This window comes from Streptococcus sp. 1621 (assembly GCF_013276615.1).
Lineage (GTDB): Bacteria > Bacillota > Bacilli > Lactobacillales > Streptococcaceae > Streptococcus.
Window position 1 is genome coordinate 93,710 of record NZ_VMLJ01000028.1, and the last position, 19,574, is coordinate 113,283.

Below are 19,574 nucleotides of genomic sequence, written 5' to 3' on the forward strand. Positions count from 1 at the left end.
TTGCTTGTGATATAATTAACTGGTAAATAAAATGTCAAAGAATAGTATTTTTCTCTTAAAAAAGAGAAGTCTAAAAGGAAAGGAGTCAGATATGAGACAGCTAGCGAAGGATATCGATGGCTTTTTGAATGAGGTGATTTTACAGGCGGAAAACCAACATGAAATCCTAATAGGTCATTGCACTAGTGAGGTGGCCCTGACCAATACCCAGGAGCACATTCTCATGCTTTTGTCGGAGGAATCTTTAACCAATTCAGAATTGGCTCGTCGTCTCAATGTCAGTCAGGCGGCAGTTACCAAGGCCATTAAATCTTTGGTCAAGGAAGGAATGTTGGAAACGTCTAAAGATCCTAAGGATGCGCGTGTGATTTTTTATCAGTTGACTGATTTGGCTCGTCCAATTGCTGAGGAGCACCATCATCACCATGAGCATACACTTTTAACCTATGAAGAAGTGGCGACTCAGTTTACTCCAAATGAACAAAAAGTGATCCAGCGGTTTTTGACTGCTTTAGTAGGAGAAATCAAATAATGAGATATATTACGGTAGAGGATTTATCCTTCTATTATGATAAGGAGCCCGTTCTTGAACATATCAATTATAGTGTTGATAGTGGGGAATTTGTTACCTTGACAGGGGAAAATGGGGCAGCTAAGACGACACTAATCAAGGCAAGTCTTGGAATCCTTCAGCCACGCATTGGCAAGGTGACCATTTCAAAGACAAATACGCAGGGTAAGAAATTGAGAATAGCTTACCTTCCTCAACAGATTGCCAGTTTTAATGCAGGTTTTCCAAGTACGGTTTATGAATTTGTCAAATCAGGTCGCTATCCGCGAAAAGGCTGGTTCCGTCGCTTGAATGCTCATGATGAGGAGCATATCAAGGCTAGTCTGGACTCAGTTGGCATGTGGGAACACAGAGACAAACGCTTGGGTTCTCTATCTGGAGGACAAAAGCAGCGAGCGGTAATCGCGCGTATGTTTGCTTCTGATCCAGATGTGTTTATCCTAGATGAGCCGACAACGGGGATGGATGCAGGAAGTAAAAACGAATTTTACGAACTCATGCATCACAGCGCCCATCATCATGGCAAGGCTGTTTTGATGATTACTCATGATCCTGAAGAAGTTAAGGACTATGCGGATCGCAATATTCATCTAGTTCGTAACCAAGACTCGCCATGGCGTTGTTTCAACGTTCATGAGAATGATCAGGAGGTGGGCCATGCTTAGTTTGTTATCTTATGACTTTATGCAACGTGCCTTTCTGGCGGTTATTGCCATGAGTCTTTTCTCGCCAGTTCTTGGAACCTTCCTCATCTTGCGCCGTCAGAGTTTGATGAGTGATACTCTTAGCCACGTCTCGCTTTCAGGTGTAGCCTTTGGTCTGGTACTAGGGATTTCTCCGACTATTTCAACTATTGCTATTGTCTTGATTGCGGCGGTTTTTTTGGAGTATCTCCGTACGGTTTACAAGAGCTTTATGGAAATCGGGACAGCTATTCTCATGTCAACAGGTCTGGCTGTTTCTCTGATTGTCATGAGCAAGGGAAAAAGCTCTAGTTCTATGAGTTTGGACCAGTATCTTTTTGGTTCAATCGTGACTATCAGCGAAGAACAGGTTATTTCCCTCTTTGTCATTGCGGCGGTTGTTTTGATTTTGACCTTCCTCTTCCTTCGTCCAATGTATATCTTGACCTTTGATGAGGATACGGCCTTTGTGGATGGCTTGCCAGTTCGTACCATGTCTATTCTTTTTAACATGGTAACAGGGGTGGCCATTGCCCTTATGATTCCTGCTGCAGGAGCTCTTTTGGTATCGACCATCATGGTCTTGCCAGCTAGTATTGCCCTGCGTCTGGGGAAAAACTTTAAATCGGTTATGCTGCTTGCCAGTGCTATTGGATTTTTGGGAATGGTAGCAGGACTTTACATTTCCTACTATGCAGAAACACCTGCCAGTGCAAGTATTACCATTATTTTTGTAACTGTTTTCTTGCTCATTAGTTTAGTAAGACGTTTTATCAAATAGGAGACTAAGATGAAAAAAATTAGCTTATTACTAGCCAGTCTATGTGCCTTGTTTTTAGTGGCTTGTTCCCATCAAAAACAGGCAGATGGCAAACTCAATATCGTGACAACCTTTTACCCTGTCTATGAATTTACCAAGCAAGTCGCAGGAGATACTGCTAATGTGGAACTCCTCATCGGTGCTGGGACAGAACCCCATGAATATGAACCCTCTGCCAAGGCAGTTGCCAAAATCCAAGACGCAGATACCTTCGTTTATGAAAATGAAAATATGGAAACATGGGTTCCTAAATTGCTAGATACTTTGGATAAGAAAAAAGTGAAAACCATCAAGGCGACAGGCGATATGTTGCTCTTGCCAGGTGGTGAGGAAGAAGAGGGAGACCATGACCATGGAGAAGAAGGCCATCACCATGAGTTTGACCCCCATGTTTGGTTATCACCAGTCCGTGCCATTAAACTTGTAGAGCACATCCGTGATAGCTTGTCAGCAGATTATCCTGATAAAAAAGAGACCTTTGAAAAGAACGCAGCTGCCTATATCGAAAAATTGCAAGCCTTGGATAAGGCTTATGCAGAAGGCTTGTCTCAAGCCAAACAAAAGAGCTTTGTGACTCAGCACGCTGCCTTTAACTATCTTGCTTTGGACTATGGACTCAAACAAGTCGCAATCTCAGGTCTTTCTCCAGATGCAGAACCATCAGCTGCTCGTTTGGCAGAGTTGACAGAGTACGTCAAGAAAAATAAAATTGCCTATATCTACTTTGAAGAAAATGCTTCACAAGCTCTTGCTAACACACTTTCAAAAGAAGCAGGTGTCAAAACAGATGTCCTCAATCCTTTAGAAAGTCTGACAGAAGAGGACACCAAGGCGGGAGAAAATTATATCTCTATCATGGAGAAAAACCTCAAAGCTTTGAAACAAACAACAGACCAAGAAGGCCCAGCAATCGAGCCTGAAAAGGCAGAGGATACCAAAACAGTTCAAAATGGTTACTTCGAGGATGCAGCTGTCAAGGATCGCACCTTGAGTGACTATGCAGGTAACTGGCAATCAGTTTATCCTTTCCTTGAAGATGGTACGTTTGACCAAGTCTTTGACTACAAGGCTAAGTTGACTGGTAAGATGACTCAGGCTGAATACAAGGCTTACTATACAAAAGGCTATCAGACAGATGTCACTAAGATCAACATTACTGATAATACTATGGAATTTGTTCAAGGTGGACAAAGTAAGAAATACACTTACAAGTATGTCGGCAAGAAAATCTTGACTTATAAGAAAGGCAATCGTGGTGTGCGCTTCCTCTTTGAAGCCACGGATGCGGATGCTGGACAGTTCAAGTATGTTCAGTTTAGTGACCACAATATCGCCCCAGTTAAGGCAGAACATTTCCATATTTTCTTTGGAGGCACAAGCCAAGAAGCCCTCTTTGAAGAAATGGATAACTGGCCAACCTATTACCCAGATAACCTATCTGGACAAGAAATCGCCCAAGAAATGTTGGCGCATTGATGAGAAACCGATTAGTTCATAGGAGCTAGTCGGTTTTTTGATACTAGATGGCTAACTTCATTATAGACCTTTCAGAATTTTAAACAATAAATAAAGCTCTTGAAATATCTGGGCTTATATGTTAGAATGATTTTATCGGATAAGGTTCATTAGAATACTACCCCCTAACTACTGCCATAGTTAAGGGGTGTTTTGGTATATTCTACAGGAATAGAAAAAGACCCTCTAAACTTTGTAGAGAGCCTTAAAAAATCAAAATAAAAAGATAACCCCAGGCACATAGGAATGCTCAACCTTTCAGTCTACCCCATTCTGGGACCCAGCGTTTATCCTTCACAAGTTATCTTATTGAGTCCATTATATCACACTTATGGAAAATGTAAAGAAATTTGTATAGTATTTTTAAATGAATTGATGAAAAATCAAATACCTTTCAGAACTAAGGAACTTTAAATAATAAATAAAACTCTTGAAATATCTGGGCTTATATGCTAGAATGTAGTTAGTGTATAAGGTTCATTAGAACACCAAAGCCCCTAACTACTGCCATAGTTAAGGGCTTTTTTGACGTATCTTAGCGATTTAACGGGTGTTGATAGGCTAGTCAGTCGGTCTACTTCTTACCATCTAGCCATTTGCAGACGAAATACAAGATAATTCCTGCTATAACATCCGCTATAATAGTAAGAGCAAGCTCAGGCATAAGGCTCATTAGTTTCACCTCCTCTCACGACCCCATAGGAACGTAATCGGTAACCGATGACCAAAATAGTATACCACACTAAATTTAGATCATCAAGGTCACTTAATGCTTGAACTATTGTAGATTATATGCTAGAATATAGTTAATTGATAAGGTTCATTAGAACACCAAAGCCCCTAACTAGTGCGATAGTTAAGGGCTTTTTTGACGTATCTTAGCGATTTAACGGGTGTTTATAGGCTAGTCACTCGGTTTACTCTTTACTATCTAGCCATCTGCAGACGAAATACAAGATAATTCCAGCTATAACATCCGCTATAATAGTAAGAGCGAGCTCTATGATAAGGCTCATTAGTTTCACCTCCTCTCACGAACCCATAGGAACGTAATCGGTAACCGATGACAAAAGTATTATACCACACTAAATTTAGATCATCAACCTCACTTAATGCTTGAACTATTGTAGATTATATGCTAGAATATAGTTAATTGATAAGGTTCATTAGAACACCAAAGCCCTTAACTATTGCCGTAGTTAAGGGCTTTTTTGACGTATCTTAGCGATTTAACGGGTGTTGATAGGCTAGTCAGTCGGTCTACTCCTTACTATCTAGCCATCTGCAGACGAAATACAAGATAATTCCAGCTATAACATCCGCTATAATAGTAAGAGCGAGCTCTATGATAAGGCTCATTAGTTTCACCTCCTCTCACGAACCCATAGGAACGTAATCGGTAACCGATGACAAAAATAGTATACCACAATAAATTTAGATCATCAACATTGCTTAATGCTTGAACTATTGGAGTGCGGTTCACTGTAATGATGTTTTTGTTATCCTATTAAAGGGTTAGCTGTTATTTGTTTTGTTTAGTTAGCCATAGCTTGAAAAGTTCAGATAGTACTTGGATAAATAACGGAGCTAGAAATATTCTGAGCAAGGTTTCTAATATATGTAACTTAAATTGATAGAAATTAGACGACAATAGGACAATTCATCTCTAATTATTGACATTTCAGGAAAAATCGCAGTAAAAACGGTACAGCCTTCTTTAAATGTGCTATAATACTAGAAAAATACTTGTGGAGGTTCCATTATGGCAATATTTTTCATGATTTTTCTGATTGTTTGTGTGCTCCTATTGGTGATAGTCACACTGAGTACGGTTTATGTGGTTCGTCAGCAGTCGGTGGCGATTATTGAACGCTTTGGGAAATACCAAAAGGTTGCCAATAGCGGTATTCACATTCGCTTGCCTTTTGGGATTGACTCGATTGCAGCGCGGATTCAGTTGCGCTTGTTGCAAAGCGATATTGTAGTTGAGACTAAGACCAAGGACAATGTGTTCGTTATGATGAATGTGGCGACTCAGTACCGTGTCAATGAGCAGAGCGTGACAGATGCCTACTATAAACTTATGCGTCCAGAATCTCAGATTAAATCTTATATCGAAGACGCTCTTCGCTCTTCTGTTCCAAAATTAACCTTGGATGAATTGTTTGAGAAAAAAGATGAGATTGCCCTTGAAGTTCAACACCAAGTAGCAGAAGAAATGACAACTTATGGCTACATTATCGTGAAAACCTTGATTACCAAGGTCGAACCAGATGCAGAAGTTAAGCAATCCATGAATGAAATCAATGCGGCACAACGTAAGCGGGTCGCAGCGCAAGAATTGGCGGAAGCAGACAAGATTAAAATCGTCACTGCAGCTGAAGCCGAAGCAGAAAAAGACCGCCTTCATGGTGTGGGGATTGCCCAACAACGTAAGGCCATTGTGGATGGATTGGCAGAATCTATCACTGAACTCAAGGAAGCCAATGTTGGCATGACAGAAGAGCAAATCATGTCCATCCTCTTGACCAACCAGTATTTGGATACCTTGAATACCTTTGCCTCTAAAGGAAATCAAACCATCTTTTTACCAAATACGCCAAATGGTGTGGATGATATCCGTACACAAATCTTGTCAGCCCTTCGCGCTGAGAAGAAATAATAGACTAAAGAGCTTGGCAACAGGCTCTTTTTGTATTGCGTTTGTTAATAAAAACAAAAAACATTGATATACATTTAACTAAAAATTATTGTATATTGTCTACTTTAATTAGGAATGATAAGAGAATAACTAGAAAGATTTGTGAATACAGACTATTTCTGATATACTAAATATACAGTAATAATGAATGATGGGAGATGGGATGAAAGAATATCAATTCGAGAGAAAGCAGCGTTTTTCTTTGAGGAAATATGCAATAGGAGCTTGCTCGGTCTTGCTAGGAACGAGTTTATTTTTTGCTGGTATGGGTGCTCAGCCTGTACAGGCTACAGAAATGAGTTCAAAACTAATTTCAAGTCATTATTTGGATGAGCAGGATTTATCTGAAAAGCTGAAATCTGAGTTGCAATGGTTTGAAGAAAATAAGATTGAGGTAAAAGAGGGAAAAGAATACTATTTTGTCTATCGAAAATTGGCTACAAGATTACCAGAAACAGGTCTTTTTTCTAATGATGGGATGTTTATCTTGGGAGCAGGATTATTATTGTTTTCTTTCACTTTAATCAAGAGAAAAAAGGGAGCGTCTTACTTCCTTGTGAGCGTCTTTGCTGTTGGTGGATGGGGAGCATCCATCTCTGCTTTTGAAAATCTGGTAGAATTGCAACCAGCCCTTGTTAAGAGAGTAGAAGGTCAGTTTTTACCAAGTCCTGAAACAGTCCAAGGATATGAATTTACGGGATATTATTTGGTAAGAGATAGTGGTAGCAAGGAACTTTCTGTTGATAAAGTAGAGTCGCCAGCATTATCTCAAAAGGAGGACAGTTCAGAACCTCAATCTAAGAAGATTGTACCACAGACTGCATCTCATTTTAGCTCGACTGAAGATCTTGTGCAATCTCCTCAACCATCCTACGCAGTTGAGAAAATTGTTGAAGCTCCTGCAAGCAAACAAGCTCCTGCTGAAATTGGATCTATAGGTACTAAGGAAGAAGTTGCAGGAAATCCCCAAGTAGAACAACCGAAAGCAGAAGATAATAGTGATTATAAAACAAGTCCTGAGGAAGGTGTGTTAAATGCCACAGTAGAGAAACCAGAATTGCTAGTCACTACAGAGGAGGTTGCTTTCCAAACGATAGAACAAGAAGATGCAACCTTAGCTAAAGGGCAAACTAAAGTTGTTCAAGAAGGTGTTGTTGGTGAACGCACCATCTATACGGAAGTCACTATCGTTAATGGGGAAAAATCTAGTAAAGTTATAGAAAATATAATTACAAAAGAGCCGGTGGACAAGGTGATTGCAGTTGGGACTAAGGAAGAAGTTGCACCAAAATCTGAGGAAGGTAGACCAGTTCAACCTGAAAAAACTCCAATAGTAGAGAATGAAACAGAGACAAAACCAGCTGATGGAATAGGACAACCAAGACCAGGAGCAGAAGAAACGCCGGGTACAGAAGCAACACCAGGCGAGAAACAAACACCTGACAAACCCGAAGCCGAGCCGAAGCAACCAGATCCAGCAACCCCAGCCGTGGAATCAGGGGGTGAGGAAAATCAAACTCTTGCCCAACAAGGTACTGAGTCTAAGCAACCCTCTAAAGAAACTGCTGAGACCAAAGATTCTGATCCAGCAAGCCCAGTCGTGGAATCAGGACGCGAAGAAGATCAATCTCCTGCGGAACAAAAGGGTGAGGAGAACCAGCTGGAGAATTCAGTTGAGGGGGTAAAAGATGTTGGTGAGTCTGCCCCACAAGAACCCCAAAAACAACCAGAACAAACGCCTCCATCTCCAGAGGTCAACCCAAGTCAAGGAAACGAACCAGGACCAACTGCTCAGCCTGACCCCTTAGCTCCTCAAGATCAGTCAGATTCTCAGAAGAAACCAACTGTCCCAAGTCCAGTAACTAAAGAAAAAGTATTGGAATATAAAACAACATATAAAGCTTCACCAGCCTTAAATTACAAAGAGCAACGAGTAGAAGTAGTAGGCGAAAATGGTAAGGAAGTGACAACTACTTCTTACAGTTTTGATGAAAGTACTGGGAAAATAGTAGAAAACACTTCAACAAAGATAGAAAAACATCCAGTAGATAGAGTTGTTAAGGTTGGGAATGTAGAAGAAACAAGATCAACAGTCAAAAGAGGTGAACAGTTTGTTGCGGATGAGTCACTTGATAAAGGTGTCAAAGAAGTCAGAAATCAGGGTCAGGACGAAGAAACGACAACAATAAAAGTTTACAAAGTAAATGAACAAACAGGAGACTTAACTGAGCCGACTGTAACGACAAAAGTCGCTAAGTCAATGCAGGCGAAAATAACGGCAGTAGGAACTAAGTCTAAGGTTGAAATAAAGGATACTCCGTTTGAAACACGATATGTAGCAGATGAGACGCTAAGTTATAAGGAAAAAGTAGAAACACCGGGTGAAAAAGGGCGTACAGTATCAACTACAAAATACACAGTAAATCAAGAAACAGGAGCTATTTCAGAAGAAACTACAACAGAAAACACTCCAGCTAAAGACAAAATAGTAAAAGTTGGAAATGTAGAAAAGATAGTATCACCTATAGAAATTACAGAGGTGAAAAAAGACGTTCCTGAACTTCCGAAAGGAAAAGAAGTAGTTGAAGATGCAGGTGAGCAAGGGGAAACAACCGTCACTAAAACTTATGAAGTTAATCCGGAGACAGGAGAGTTATCAAATCCAGTAGAGAAGACTGAAACAACTAAAGCTATGCGACAAAAAGTAATCTTGGTTGGTACTAAAGAAGACAAACCACATCTATTGCCAGAAAATAGCGAGTTAGAAAATGCAGTGGATGTGACGGAAGCTAGTAGAGAAATGAAGTCTGTAGACTTCTTAACAGATGAAAACTTTAAAGCACAACTAACTCCGCCGGCTTTAGAAATAGACCGCGATTTTTATAAAAAACGCAGTGAGTTGAAAAAAACGCAGCCGCAGATAAGGGATGATGAAGTAAGAGAAATTCTACGAAAAGAATATCTTGAAAAATTATCGATTAAAGAAATACTCGATGCGACTAAAACCGATTTAGAAGCTAGTTTGAAAAAAGTTGCGGCGCATACCTTGAGTATTTTAGGTGACAATCAACAAAATAGAGAAAAAGTAAAAGGTGATATTGAAGCTAATAAAGAGAAAATATTACTAGGATTATCCTATATCAATCGTTTTTATAATATTGATTTTGGAGATACCAATATCCGTGATATTCTAGCTTATAATCCAAGCTCATTTGGTAAGAAAGAGGTTACTGCTTTAGATTGGTTAACACACCTTGGGTCTATGAGTTATGATGAATTAAGATTAACCAATAGTCCAAAAACATTTGAGAAATACTTTGGTAAAATTACAGATAAACCAACATTATTAGATTTCCTAGATTACAACAGAACTACATTCACTAATATGGATGGTGATACGTGGTTGAAGAAAGCGACTAAAGCTATCGTAGTTGAAAAAGCTTCGAAAGAAAAAACTGATGAAAAAGTAGACTTATATACAAAATTAACTACTCCTCCTGAGAAATATGGAGCTGAAAATCTTCAAATTGAAAGTAGAAGACAACAAAATGTAGCTACATTATTAGGTTTGGTAAATATTAAAGAACCAAGCGTGTATGCTATAACTAACATAGCGACGGTAACCTACGGAAACATCGGAACGTATATGGATACTTCTTTAAAGAAAACAAATAAAGCTAAGTATACCGAAGAGCTTAATAAGGTTAAAGAATTGATAGAATTAACTGCGACAAGACAGGCTAATTATGTTGACACTTTATACAGAATAACAAAAGAAGAAAATCGTTCTAAATTAGTTACAAGTAGAGTGATTGTAGATACGATGAAAAAATATACGCCTAATGAGTTTGCTGGAATAGCGACAACATGGTCTAAAGAGTCAGGTCCTACAGCAGATAAAGGGGTTAAGGACTTTATGACGCCATTAGGGCTATATTCACCATCGCAAAATGTAGGTGCAGAAGCGAATGGAGTGGGTGTCCGTTACTTCATAGATAGAGTTCTGGATGATAGAGGTTCAGCGACTTACTCTCACGAAATGACGCATTTATTAGACAGAACAGTACTGTTTAATAATCATGGTCGTCGAGATGGTACAGCGGCAGAGTTTTATGCTAGAGGAATCTTCGAGAATTCATACACACCAGAGACAGATACATATTTCAACTTAAACTTCGTTTACGATGAAAGTAAGAAAAATGGCTTTTACAACAAAACACCAGATAGATTCAAAACAGCTGCAGATTTGAAATCTTATATGCATGGAAGTTTTGATGTGTTATATAGTTTAGATTATTTAGAAGCGGAAGCAACAAAACAACTTACAGCAGAAGATAAAACTAAATATTTCAAAAAAATAACACCAATTGCGTCGACAGGAACTAGAGCGACAGTAACATATAAAAATCCAGCGGTTAAAGCTACGCATAACAGTGAAAAAATCTCAGAAATTACACTAGATGAAGCGAGAGATCTATCGGATATCAATAGTCTGATTGACAATAATATTTTAGTTAATCGTTATATCATAAATGGATTTTATGCAACAGGTGATGTAAAAGCTAATGGGTATTATTTAGTGGATATGTTTGATACCATTTATGGTGTTAGTCAAAATGACTCTGGTATGAGTGGGGATATCACCTTTAGAAAACAAGCTTTTGAACTTATGGGAGCTTTGGGCTATTATGAAGGATTTGTTCCTTATGTGTCAAATCAATACAAAAACCAAGCTGAAGAAGAAGGCAAACCGCTATCTGATAAATATATTTTCGATAACATTTTAGGAAAATCTTACGCAGCTTTCAAAAAAGAGCAAATAACTGAGCGTGTTGAGAAATTAGGTAAGTTAAAACCAATTACTATAAATTACAACGGAAAAGAAGAAGTGATTGATAGTAAAGAAAAATTACAAGAGCTTATGAATAAAGCTGTTTTAGCTGAACTAGCCCAGATAAAAGCAGGAAACACAACGGCTAAAAAGTTTAAATTTATCGAAACACCCGTTCAAAAACTGAAAAAAGCGATTTATAAAGCTTATCTCAAAGATTCAGATGACTTTAGACAATCGATTTACAATAGTTAAGACAAAAGGGACATCTCTCTGGAATGAACATTCAGAGAGGTGTTTTTTTGCGCTCTTGTAAGGTTTGACTTTATTAGTTTGCTTGAATATGGAGTGATTTTCAGACTTTTCCACAAATTATAGAATCTTTTCTGAGTATTTAGGGAGTGATAGAGGAAGTCTTGAAAGCGCTTTTGTTTTGTGCTATAGTCAAGTAAATCGAGTCGTTTAAAGAGGAATGCTTGTATGAGAAGAGAAGAAGTTTTACGAAATCACTGGTTTTTTAGCCAAGAGATGGGGAAGGAAGAGGCCTTGGCACCGGATTTTCAGAGGGGAAATTGGCAGGCCATTCAAGTGCCACATGACTGGAGTATTTACAATGATTTTGACCATTATTCGCCAGCGCAAAATGAGGGTGGTCAGTTAAATGGGGGTCAGGCTTGGTACCGGACGCAGTTTTACTTGGAAGAAGATGCCAGTCTTGTATCGGTGCGTTTGTTGTTTGACGGGGTTTACATGAATGCCCAAGTCTATATTAACGGGCAAGTGCTGGGCTATTATCCCAATGGCTATACACCCTTTTCTTATGATATCACCTCTTATCTAAGAAACGATGGGACAGCCAACCAGCTTGCGGTTTTTGTGGAAAATAAGCAACCTAGCAGTCGTTGGTATTCGGGCAGTGGTGTTTACCGAGAAGTAAAATTATTGATTAGAGATTTGGTGCATCTGGATTTATATGGGATTAAGATAGAAAGTCCCAAGCTCAAGGAGCAAAGAGATGGATGGGTGGAAACTCAGCTTGAAAGTAAAGTTTCAAATGATGGGCCTCAGTCTGTGTCGGTATATTTAGAACAGAGTATCTGGTATGATGGACAACAGCTGTCAGACTGGCAGGCGACAGACTCTCTAGTGATTGAGTCTGGGGACAAATATTCTTTCCAACAAGCCATATCAATTTTCCAACCTTTGCTTTGGGATATTGACCATCCTCATCTCTATCAGTTGAAGACTCGCCTTTATAAAAATGGCATTTTGGTTGATGAAGAAGAGGAGAGCTTTGGTTACCGCTATATAGATTGGCAAGCGGATAAGGGCTTCTTTCTAAATGGTCGCTGGTTGAAGATTCATGGAGTTTGTCTGCACCATGACTATGGATCTCTGGGAGCTGTGGAAAACAGGTCAGCTGCCGAGAGACGATTGCGCCAGATGAAGGAAATGGGCGTCAATGCGATTCGAATCACCCATAATCCAGCTAGTAGTATCTTGCTAGATGTGGCTGCTAAAATGGGGCTACTTATTCAAGAAGAAGCATTTGATACCTGGTATGGAGGCAAGAAAGAATATGACTATGGTCGCTTTTTTGAGGAAGAAGCGACTCATCCAGAAGCGAAAGCAGGCGATTTCTGGTCAGATTACGACTTGCGCACTATGATTGAGCGTGGCAAGAACAATCCAGCGATTTTTATGTGGTCCTTGGGAAATGAAGTCAGCGAAGCAAATGGCGATGCCCATTCATTGAAAACTATTAAACGCTTGCTGGAAAGGGTCAATGAGATTGATGATAGCCGTTTTGTGACCATGGGAATGGACCAGTTCCGCTTTGGAGATGGTTCTGGAGGTCATGAAAAGATTGCTGATTTGCTGGATGTGGTAGGCTTGAATTACTCGGAAGATAATATTGATAGGATTCGTAAAAGACATCCCAAGTGGCGACTTTACGGGTCTGAAACCTCATCGGCTACCCGAACGCGTGATAGCTATTTTCGCCCAGCTAAGGAATGGGTTGGGGATAATCGCCACGTGCGGAATTTTGAACAGTCAGACTATGGCAATGATCGGGTTCCTTGGGGGAAGACGGCGACGGCTTCTTGGATAGCAGATAGAAATCGGCTAGACTATGCGGGTCAGTTTATCTGGACAGGAGTGGACTATATAGGTGAGCCGACTCCTTGGCACAATCAAAATGACACGCCTGTAAAGAGTTCCTATTTTGGGATCGTGGATACGGCAGGGATTCCTAAAAATGACTATTATCTTTACCAAAGTCAGTGGGTGGACCTAGATCAGCAGCCTATGGTTCATATCTTACCTCACTGGAATTGGGAAATCCACAAGAGTTATCAACAAGTTGTGGATAAGTATGGGGATATCCCTGTTCGAGTCTATTCAAATGCTGGTTCAGTAGAGCTATTTCTCAATGGGAAATCCCAAGGCAGAAAGACTTTTCAGGAAAAATGGACTTCAGGCGGTAGAAAATACCAAGAGGGAGAAGGTTCTGGCCAACTCTATCTTGAATGGCGTTTGGCTTATCAACCGGGAGAATTGCGTGCTGTAGCTTATGACCGTCAAGGTCAGCTTGTGGCAGAAGATAGGGTGGTGACTGCAGGTAAGCCTGCTAAGATTGGGTTACATGCCGAGAAATCACAACTGGAGCCAGATGGGCAAGACCTCCTCTATCTCTATTTTGATGTATTGGACAAGAATGGAAATTGGGTTCCGACTGCTTCCAATCAGCTTCATTTTGAAATTGAAGGCCCTGCTCGCATTGTAGGTGTGGATAATGGCAGGCAGGCCAGTCATGAACGTTACAAGGCTCAGAAAAATGGTCGGTTTAAGCGGAAAGCCTTTCATGGCAGAGGTGTCCTCTTAGTTCAGAGCTTGGAGCAGGCAGGTCTAGTCAGAGTAAAGGCCAGTGCCAGAGGGCTAGAGCCAGCAAGTTTTGATCTCTTAGTGGGAGAGGCTTTGGCTACCCAACCAGTGAAAAATAAGCGCTTGTTTGAGATTCGAGTGAACAAGCAGGCAGAATTACAAGAAGGGGATTCCCCAGCCATTGGACTTTATCCACAAACTGTGGATAACCCTGTGAACAAGGTGGGGAATAGTGAAGTGATTTGGGAGATGAGTGGCAGTGCCCACGCCATTATCAAGCAGGGAGTGCTTCATTGCTTGTCTGCAGGGGACTTGGCTATTCGCGCCATTTATCAAGGAAAGACCTATCAAACTCATTTGCAGGTCTCAGAAAATAGCTCACTAGGGCAGGCAGTTTCTGTACGACCACTTCGCTTGTATACAGCTAAGGGGACTTATCCACAGCTTCCGTCCTCGGTCTTGGTGGACTATGAGTCAGGCGATGCAAAACGAGTCAAGGTTGTCTGGGAGGAAATTCCTAAAGAAGATTTGGAAAAATTTCATGAATTTATGGTATCTGGTCAGCTAGAGGGTTTGGATTTAAAGGCTTCTGCTCAGGTTTGTGTTCAAGGGATTTGTGCTATTGAGCCTGAAAGGGTCTGGACGCTTGTCAAGGAAGCTCCACACTTACCAGACCGAGTTAAACTAGTCTTATCAGATGGCAGAAGAGATACGGCCAAGGTGACTTGGGATGAACTCAATCCTCAAATCTATGATCAGGTAGGAGAATGTGTGCTCACAGGACAAGTAGCGGGCTGTGAGTGGCCGGCAACAGTCACTATTCATGTGACAGATGCCAGTGTAGATGGGGAAGTCATTTCCAATCAATGGACAGGGTCCAATCTGCCTCTGGTCTTTGCTTCCCACTCAGAGCTGAATCACCCAGTCTCTTACCTCAATGACAAGGTCATTTCTCGGAAGAAATCGACAGCCAATACTTGGATTGCTAAGTCAGATCAAGCTAGCGTGGGCATTCTTTTTGGAGATGCAGGGATTTTAAAACCGCGATTTGTGGATAATGTGACCTTGTATTATGTTGAGAATCAAGAATACGTGGCGATGGAGCCTACTTTTATTGATTATTATGTAGGGAATGAGCCTAGCTTGCCTCGGACTCCCAATCATTTGGATAAGGATTCCCTGCTCAAACAAGAGGAGAATTGGCGACCTGTATCAGCTATCCGAAAAGTTTCAAGCGACAAGGCTGAAGAGCTTCGTTTTGAATTTGACAAGGTAGAAACCTATGCCCTTCGTCTTCGATTTGAAAACTTGGTAAATCCACTAGCGTTAACAGAATTGCAAGTGCATGCCAAAAAAGTTAAGAAAAATGTAGATAGGAAGTAGTATGGTAAGAGAAATAAAACCGCATGGGCCCTTGCCTAGTTCGACCCAGCTAGCTTATTTAGAGGATGAACTAGCAGCCTTTATCCATTTTGGTCCCAATACCTTTTATGACCAGGAATGGGGGACAGGTCAGGAGAATCCTGCACGCTTTAACCCGACAAGGTTAGACGCACGTGAGTGGGTTCGCGTGCTCAAGGAAACGGGCTTCAAAAAGTTGATTTTGGTGGTCAAGCACCATGATGGCTTTGTCCTTTATCCGACAGCTCACACAGATTATTCGGTCAAGGCCAGCCCTTGGAGGAATGGAGAGGGGGACTTGCTCCTTGAAGTATCCCAAGCTGCCACAGAGTTTGATATGGATATGGGGGTCTACCTATCGCCGTGGGATGCTCATAGTCCCCTCTATCATGTGGACCGAGAAGCAGACTATAATGCCTATTATCTGGCTCAGCTGCAGGAAATCTTATCAAATCCTGCTTATGGTAATGCAGGAAAATTTGCTGAGGTCTGGATGGATGGAGCTAGAGGAGAGGGCGCTCAAAAGGTCAATTATGAATTTGAAAAATGGTTTGAAACCATTCGTGAACTGCAGGGAGATTGCTTAATTTTTTCAACAGAAGATACCAGTATACGCTGGATTGGCAATGAACGAGGGTATGCAGGTGATCCCCTGTGGCAAAAGGTGAATCCTAATAAACTAGGAACAGAAGCAGAGCTGGACTATCTTCAGCACGGAGATCCCTCGGGCACGATTTTTTCAATTGGTGAGGCAGATGTTTCCATTCGACCGGGCTGGTTTTACCATGAAGAGCAGGATCCTAAGTCACTTGAGGAGTTGGTCGAAATCTACTTTCACTCGGTGGGTCGGGGAACTCCACTCTTGCTTAATATTCCGCCGAATCAAGATGGGCTCTTTGATGCAAAGGATATTGAACGTCTCTATGAATTTGCGGCCTATCGCAATGAGCTCTATAAAGAAGATTTGGCTCTGGGATCTGAGGTATCTGGTCCAGCTCTTTCCACAGACTTTGCCTGTCACCATTTGACAGATGGCCTTAGGACCAGCTCTTGGGCAAGCGACGTAGGCTTGCCAATCCAGTTAGAACTTGAGTTAGGGTCACCTAAAACTTTTGATGTAATTGAGTTAAGAGAAGATTTGAAGTTAGGGCAACGAATCGCTGCTTTTCATGTGCAAGTAGAGGTGGACGGCGTCTGGCAAGAGTTTGCCAGGGGCTTCACAGTTGGTCATAAGCGCCTCTTGCGAGGTCCACTAGTAGAGGCACAGAAGGTGCGCGTGATGATTACAGAGTCACAGGATTTACCTGTATTGACCAAGATTTCCCTCTATAAAACTCCTGGATTATCAAAAAAAGAAGTTGTTCAGGAACTAGCATTTGCAGAAAAAAGTTTAACTGTGACAAAGGGAGAGGCTCTTCATTTTAGGATTGAACGTAGCGAAAGTGGCTCCTCTTTAGAGGCTAAGATTTCGATTCAACCGGGGACAGGTGTGCATGGTGTCGCCTATCAGGATGAGATTCAAGTCCTTCAATTCCAAGCAGGGGAAAGAAAAAAAGATTTGTGCCTACCAACCCTGTATTTTGCTGCCGATAAGACTTTAGATTTCTATCTAAATCTGACTGTTGATGGACAACTGATTGATCAAGCTCATATTTTAGTTGAAACGAGATAAAATATCTTCACAATTCATTTCCTTTTCGAATAAATAGATAGAACCATCGAATCTAGCAAAATTAGATTTAAAAATATGGTATAATAGAAGGAGGAAATGGATGACTTTAAGACATCCGGGCATTAGCCCGACCAATGATTTGGTTGCTAAGAAAATCTTTAGCAACCCAGAAATCACTTGTCAGTTTATCCGCGATATGTTGGACTTGCCTGCCAAAAATGTAACCATTTTGGAGGGGAGCAATATTCATGTACTACCTTCCCTGCCTTATTCAGCCCAAGATTTCTACACTAGCATAGATGTCTTGGCGGAGTTGGATAATGGTACGCAAGTTATTATTGAGATTCAGGTTCATCATCAGAATTTTTTCATCAATCGCCTATGGGCTTACCTATGTAGTCAGGTTAATCAAAACCTAGAAAAAATTCGCCAACGAGAAGATGATACCCACCAGAGTTACAAACATATCGCACCAGTATACGCTATCGCAATCGTGGACAGCAATTACTTTTCAGATGATTTGGCCTTCCACAGTTTCAGCATGCGAGAGGACACGACAGGTGAGGTCTTAACCATCACAAACAATGGACAAGAAAACCATCTAGTCAAGATGGCATTCTTGGAACTAAAAAAATACAGAGAAACCAGCAAAGACAAGGTTCGTAAACCATGGTTGGAGTTTTTCGGGAATAAGCCCTTTACCCAGCAACCCGAGCGAGCCATCAGCCAAGCAGACCAACTGCTAGACTACAAGAGCTGGTCCGAGGAGGACAGGAAGATGTTTAGCCAACTACGTATGCGAGAAGAACAGGCCTTGTTAGCGCAGGACTATGCCTTGGAAACAGCTAGAGCGGAAGGCATTGAAGAGGGATTAAAAGTAGGTCTAGTAAATCTCGTTCGCCAAGGTCTGCTGCTATCTGAGGTTGCCAGTCAGCAGTTGGGTATGACTGTGGCTGAGTTTGAGGCGCTATTGAAAGACCATCACAAATAAGGACTAAAAAAACTCTAAGCAGGCAGAGCCTGCTAACTCATGACAGAAAAAGAAGTTTAGCTTATAATGAAGATAAACAATACAAATCCGTGGTGTCTAATAGGGCTTTTCCTAGCCTGTTAAAAAAACTGGATGAACAAGAGTCATGAGATAACTCGAATATGCCTTGAGCATAAAAATATCTTACTAGTAGCCTCTTGTTCTATTGTTCAAATAGTTAACAGGAGGTTTTTATAATGGAAGTCATGATTGAAACGTGTTGTGGTATTGATGTCCACCAAAAATCCATTGTTTGTTGTATTCTAGATGATCCACTAGATACTAATAAGCCAAAGAAAATTCAGAAGAAATTTGGGACAACTACTGTAGCTCTTCACAATGCCTTAGATTGGTTGGTGGAAAACCATGTCACACATGTCTTTTTTGAAAGTACTGGGCAATATTGGCTCCCTCTCTTTAATATCTTTTCAGATTCTAATCTCGTCTTGGTACTTGCTAATCCTCAACATATCAAGAATGTGCCTGGTCGAAAAACAGACATGAAAGATGCCGAATGGATTGCTCAACTCGGCCGTTGCGGACTAATTGAACCTTCCTATATCCCTGCTCCTGAAGTAGTACAGCTTCGTTTACTGACACGTCGCATGCGTTCTTACAAGCAGCGTCAAACTCAAGTCAAAAATGAAATTCACAATCTCTTACAACGGGCTAATATCAAGCTAACAAGTTATCTTTCTGATATTTTTTCTAAGACAGGGCGATCACTTTTAAAATTATTTATTAACGGAGAAAGCATTACTGTAGAATCTGTTATCCCTTGTATCCAAAAGCGAGTGAAAGCAAGTCCAGAAGAACTTGTTGAAGCGATGGAAGGAAAGTTGTCACTAGAAGATCGCTTCCTCTTAGACCAGAGCTTAGAGGAATATCAGATGTATCAGGAACTCATTGAAAAATTGACCGATGAGATTCAACACTACATCGAAAAGGAGTTTCCCTGAGGAAAATAGGATACTTCAAACCATTCCTGGTGTGAATGAAAACTGTGCTGCCACTATTCTAGCTGAGATTGGACTAACTGTTACAGCCTTTCCATCCGATGCACACTTAGCATCCTGGGCTGGACTATGCCCAGGATCTTATGAGAGTGCTGGCATTAAAAAATCCTCACACATTACGCAAGGAAATCGATATATCAAACAGGCTCTGACCATGTCGGGATTAATTGTAGCACATTCTAAGGATCCAGCTTTTTCTTCTTTTTACAATCGAATTTCCCAAAGAGGAAGCAAGATGAAGGCGATTATTGCTTGTGCTCATAAGATTCTCAGAATCATTTACAAACTACTCTCCACCAAACAGACTTATCAAAAAGAAAAGGCGATAGGACTGAGGAAACAGTTCTAACGCTAAAACTAAAAAAATTCAATTACAGTATAGCACAGGAAGTGATTTTTTACTGTCTTTTTTCAAATAAAAATTTAGCGTTTTGCTGTTCAAATTTGC

General features: G+C 40.8%; 10 protein-coding genes. All 10 read left to right on the forward strand.

The window, feature by feature from the left end; genetic code table 11:
* The first annotated feature begins 91 nt into the window (after positions 1 to 91).
* The 10 genes from adcR (at position 92) to HT697_RS06850 (ending at position 19,069) form a co-directional block, all read left to right on the forward strand.
* Positions 92 to 532 carry a zinc-dependent transcriptional regulator AdcR gene (gene adcR, locus HT697_RS06805; RefSeq protein ID WP_173218783.1) on the forward strand — a complete coding sequence of 147 codons (441 nt, stop codon included), beginning with the start codon at positions 92 to 94 and terminating at the stop codon, positions 530 to 532.
* The gene (locus tag HT697_RS06810) at positions 532 to 1,236 is read left to right on the forward strand and encodes a metal ABC transporter ATP-binding protein (protein WP_001269496.1); all 705 of its coding nucleotides are present in this window, start codon (positions 532 to 534) and stop codon (positions 1,234 to 1,236) included. Before adcR ends, HT697_RS06810 begins: the two co-directional genes overlap by 1 nt.
* Positions 1,229 to 2,035: a metal ABC transporter permease gene (locus HT697_RS06815; protein ID WP_000950030.1), complete on the forward strand. Its 807-nt coding sequence runs from the start codon at positions 1,229 to 1,231 to the stop codon at positions 2,033 to 2,035. Before HT697_RS06810 ends, HT697_RS06815 begins: the two co-directional genes overlap by 8 nt.
* A 9-nt stretch (positions 2,036 to 2,044) precedes the next feature.
* Positions 2,045 to 3,550: a zinc ABC transporter substrate-binding lipoprotein AdcA gene (gene adcA / locus HT697_RS06820; protein WP_109588237.1), complete on the forward strand. Its 1,506-nt coding sequence runs from the start codon at positions 2,045 to 2,047 to the stop codon at positions 3,548 to 3,550.
* A gap of 1,816 nt (positions 3,551 to 5,366) precedes the next feature.
* Positions 5,367 to 6,251 carry an SPFH domain-containing protein gene (locus tag HT697_RS06825; protein WP_025168872.1) on the forward strand — a complete coding sequence of 295 codons (885 nt, stop codon included), beginning with the start codon at positions 5,367 to 5,369 and terminating at the stop codon, positions 6,249 to 6,251.
* A gap of 202 nt (positions 6,252 to 6,453) precedes the next feature.
* A complete protein-coding gene (locus HT697_RS06830) occupies positions 6,454 to 11,376 on the forward strand; it encodes a ZmpA/ZmpB/ZmpC family metallo-endopeptidase (protein ID WP_173262619.1) in 4,923 nt (1,640 codons plus the stop codon).
* 225 nt (positions 11,377 to 11,601) lie between these two features.
* Positions 11,602 to 15,390 carry a sugar-binding domain-containing protein gene (locus tag HT697_RS06835; protein WP_166736836.1) on the forward strand — a complete coding sequence of 1,263 codons (3,789 nt, stop codon included), beginning with the start codon at positions 11,602 to 11,604 and terminating at the stop codon, positions 15,388 to 15,390.
* 1 nt (position 15,391) lies between these two features.
* On the forward strand, positions 15,392 to 17,080 hold the full coding sequence (locus HT697_RS06840; RefSeq protein ID WP_138703866.1) for an alpha-L-fucosidase: 1,689 nt from the start codon (positions 15,392 to 15,394) through the stop codon (positions 17,078 to 17,080).
* Between the two features lie 100 nt (positions 17,081 to 17,180).
* Entirely contained in the window at positions 17,181 to 18,071 is an 891-nt protein-coding gene (locus HT697_RS06845) for an Rpn family recombination-promoting nuclease/putative transposase (protein ID WP_138703865.1), read from the forward strand.
* A 236-nt stretch (positions 18,072 to 18,307) separates the two neighbouring features.
* Positions 18,308 to 19,069 (forward strand): IS110 family transposase, encoded by a 762-nt coding sequence (locus HT697_RS06850; RefSeq protein WP_173218789.1) that lies wholly within the window; start codon positions 18,308 to 18,310, stop codon positions 19,067 to 19,069.
* Positions 19,070 to 19,574 lie beyond the last annotated feature (505 nt).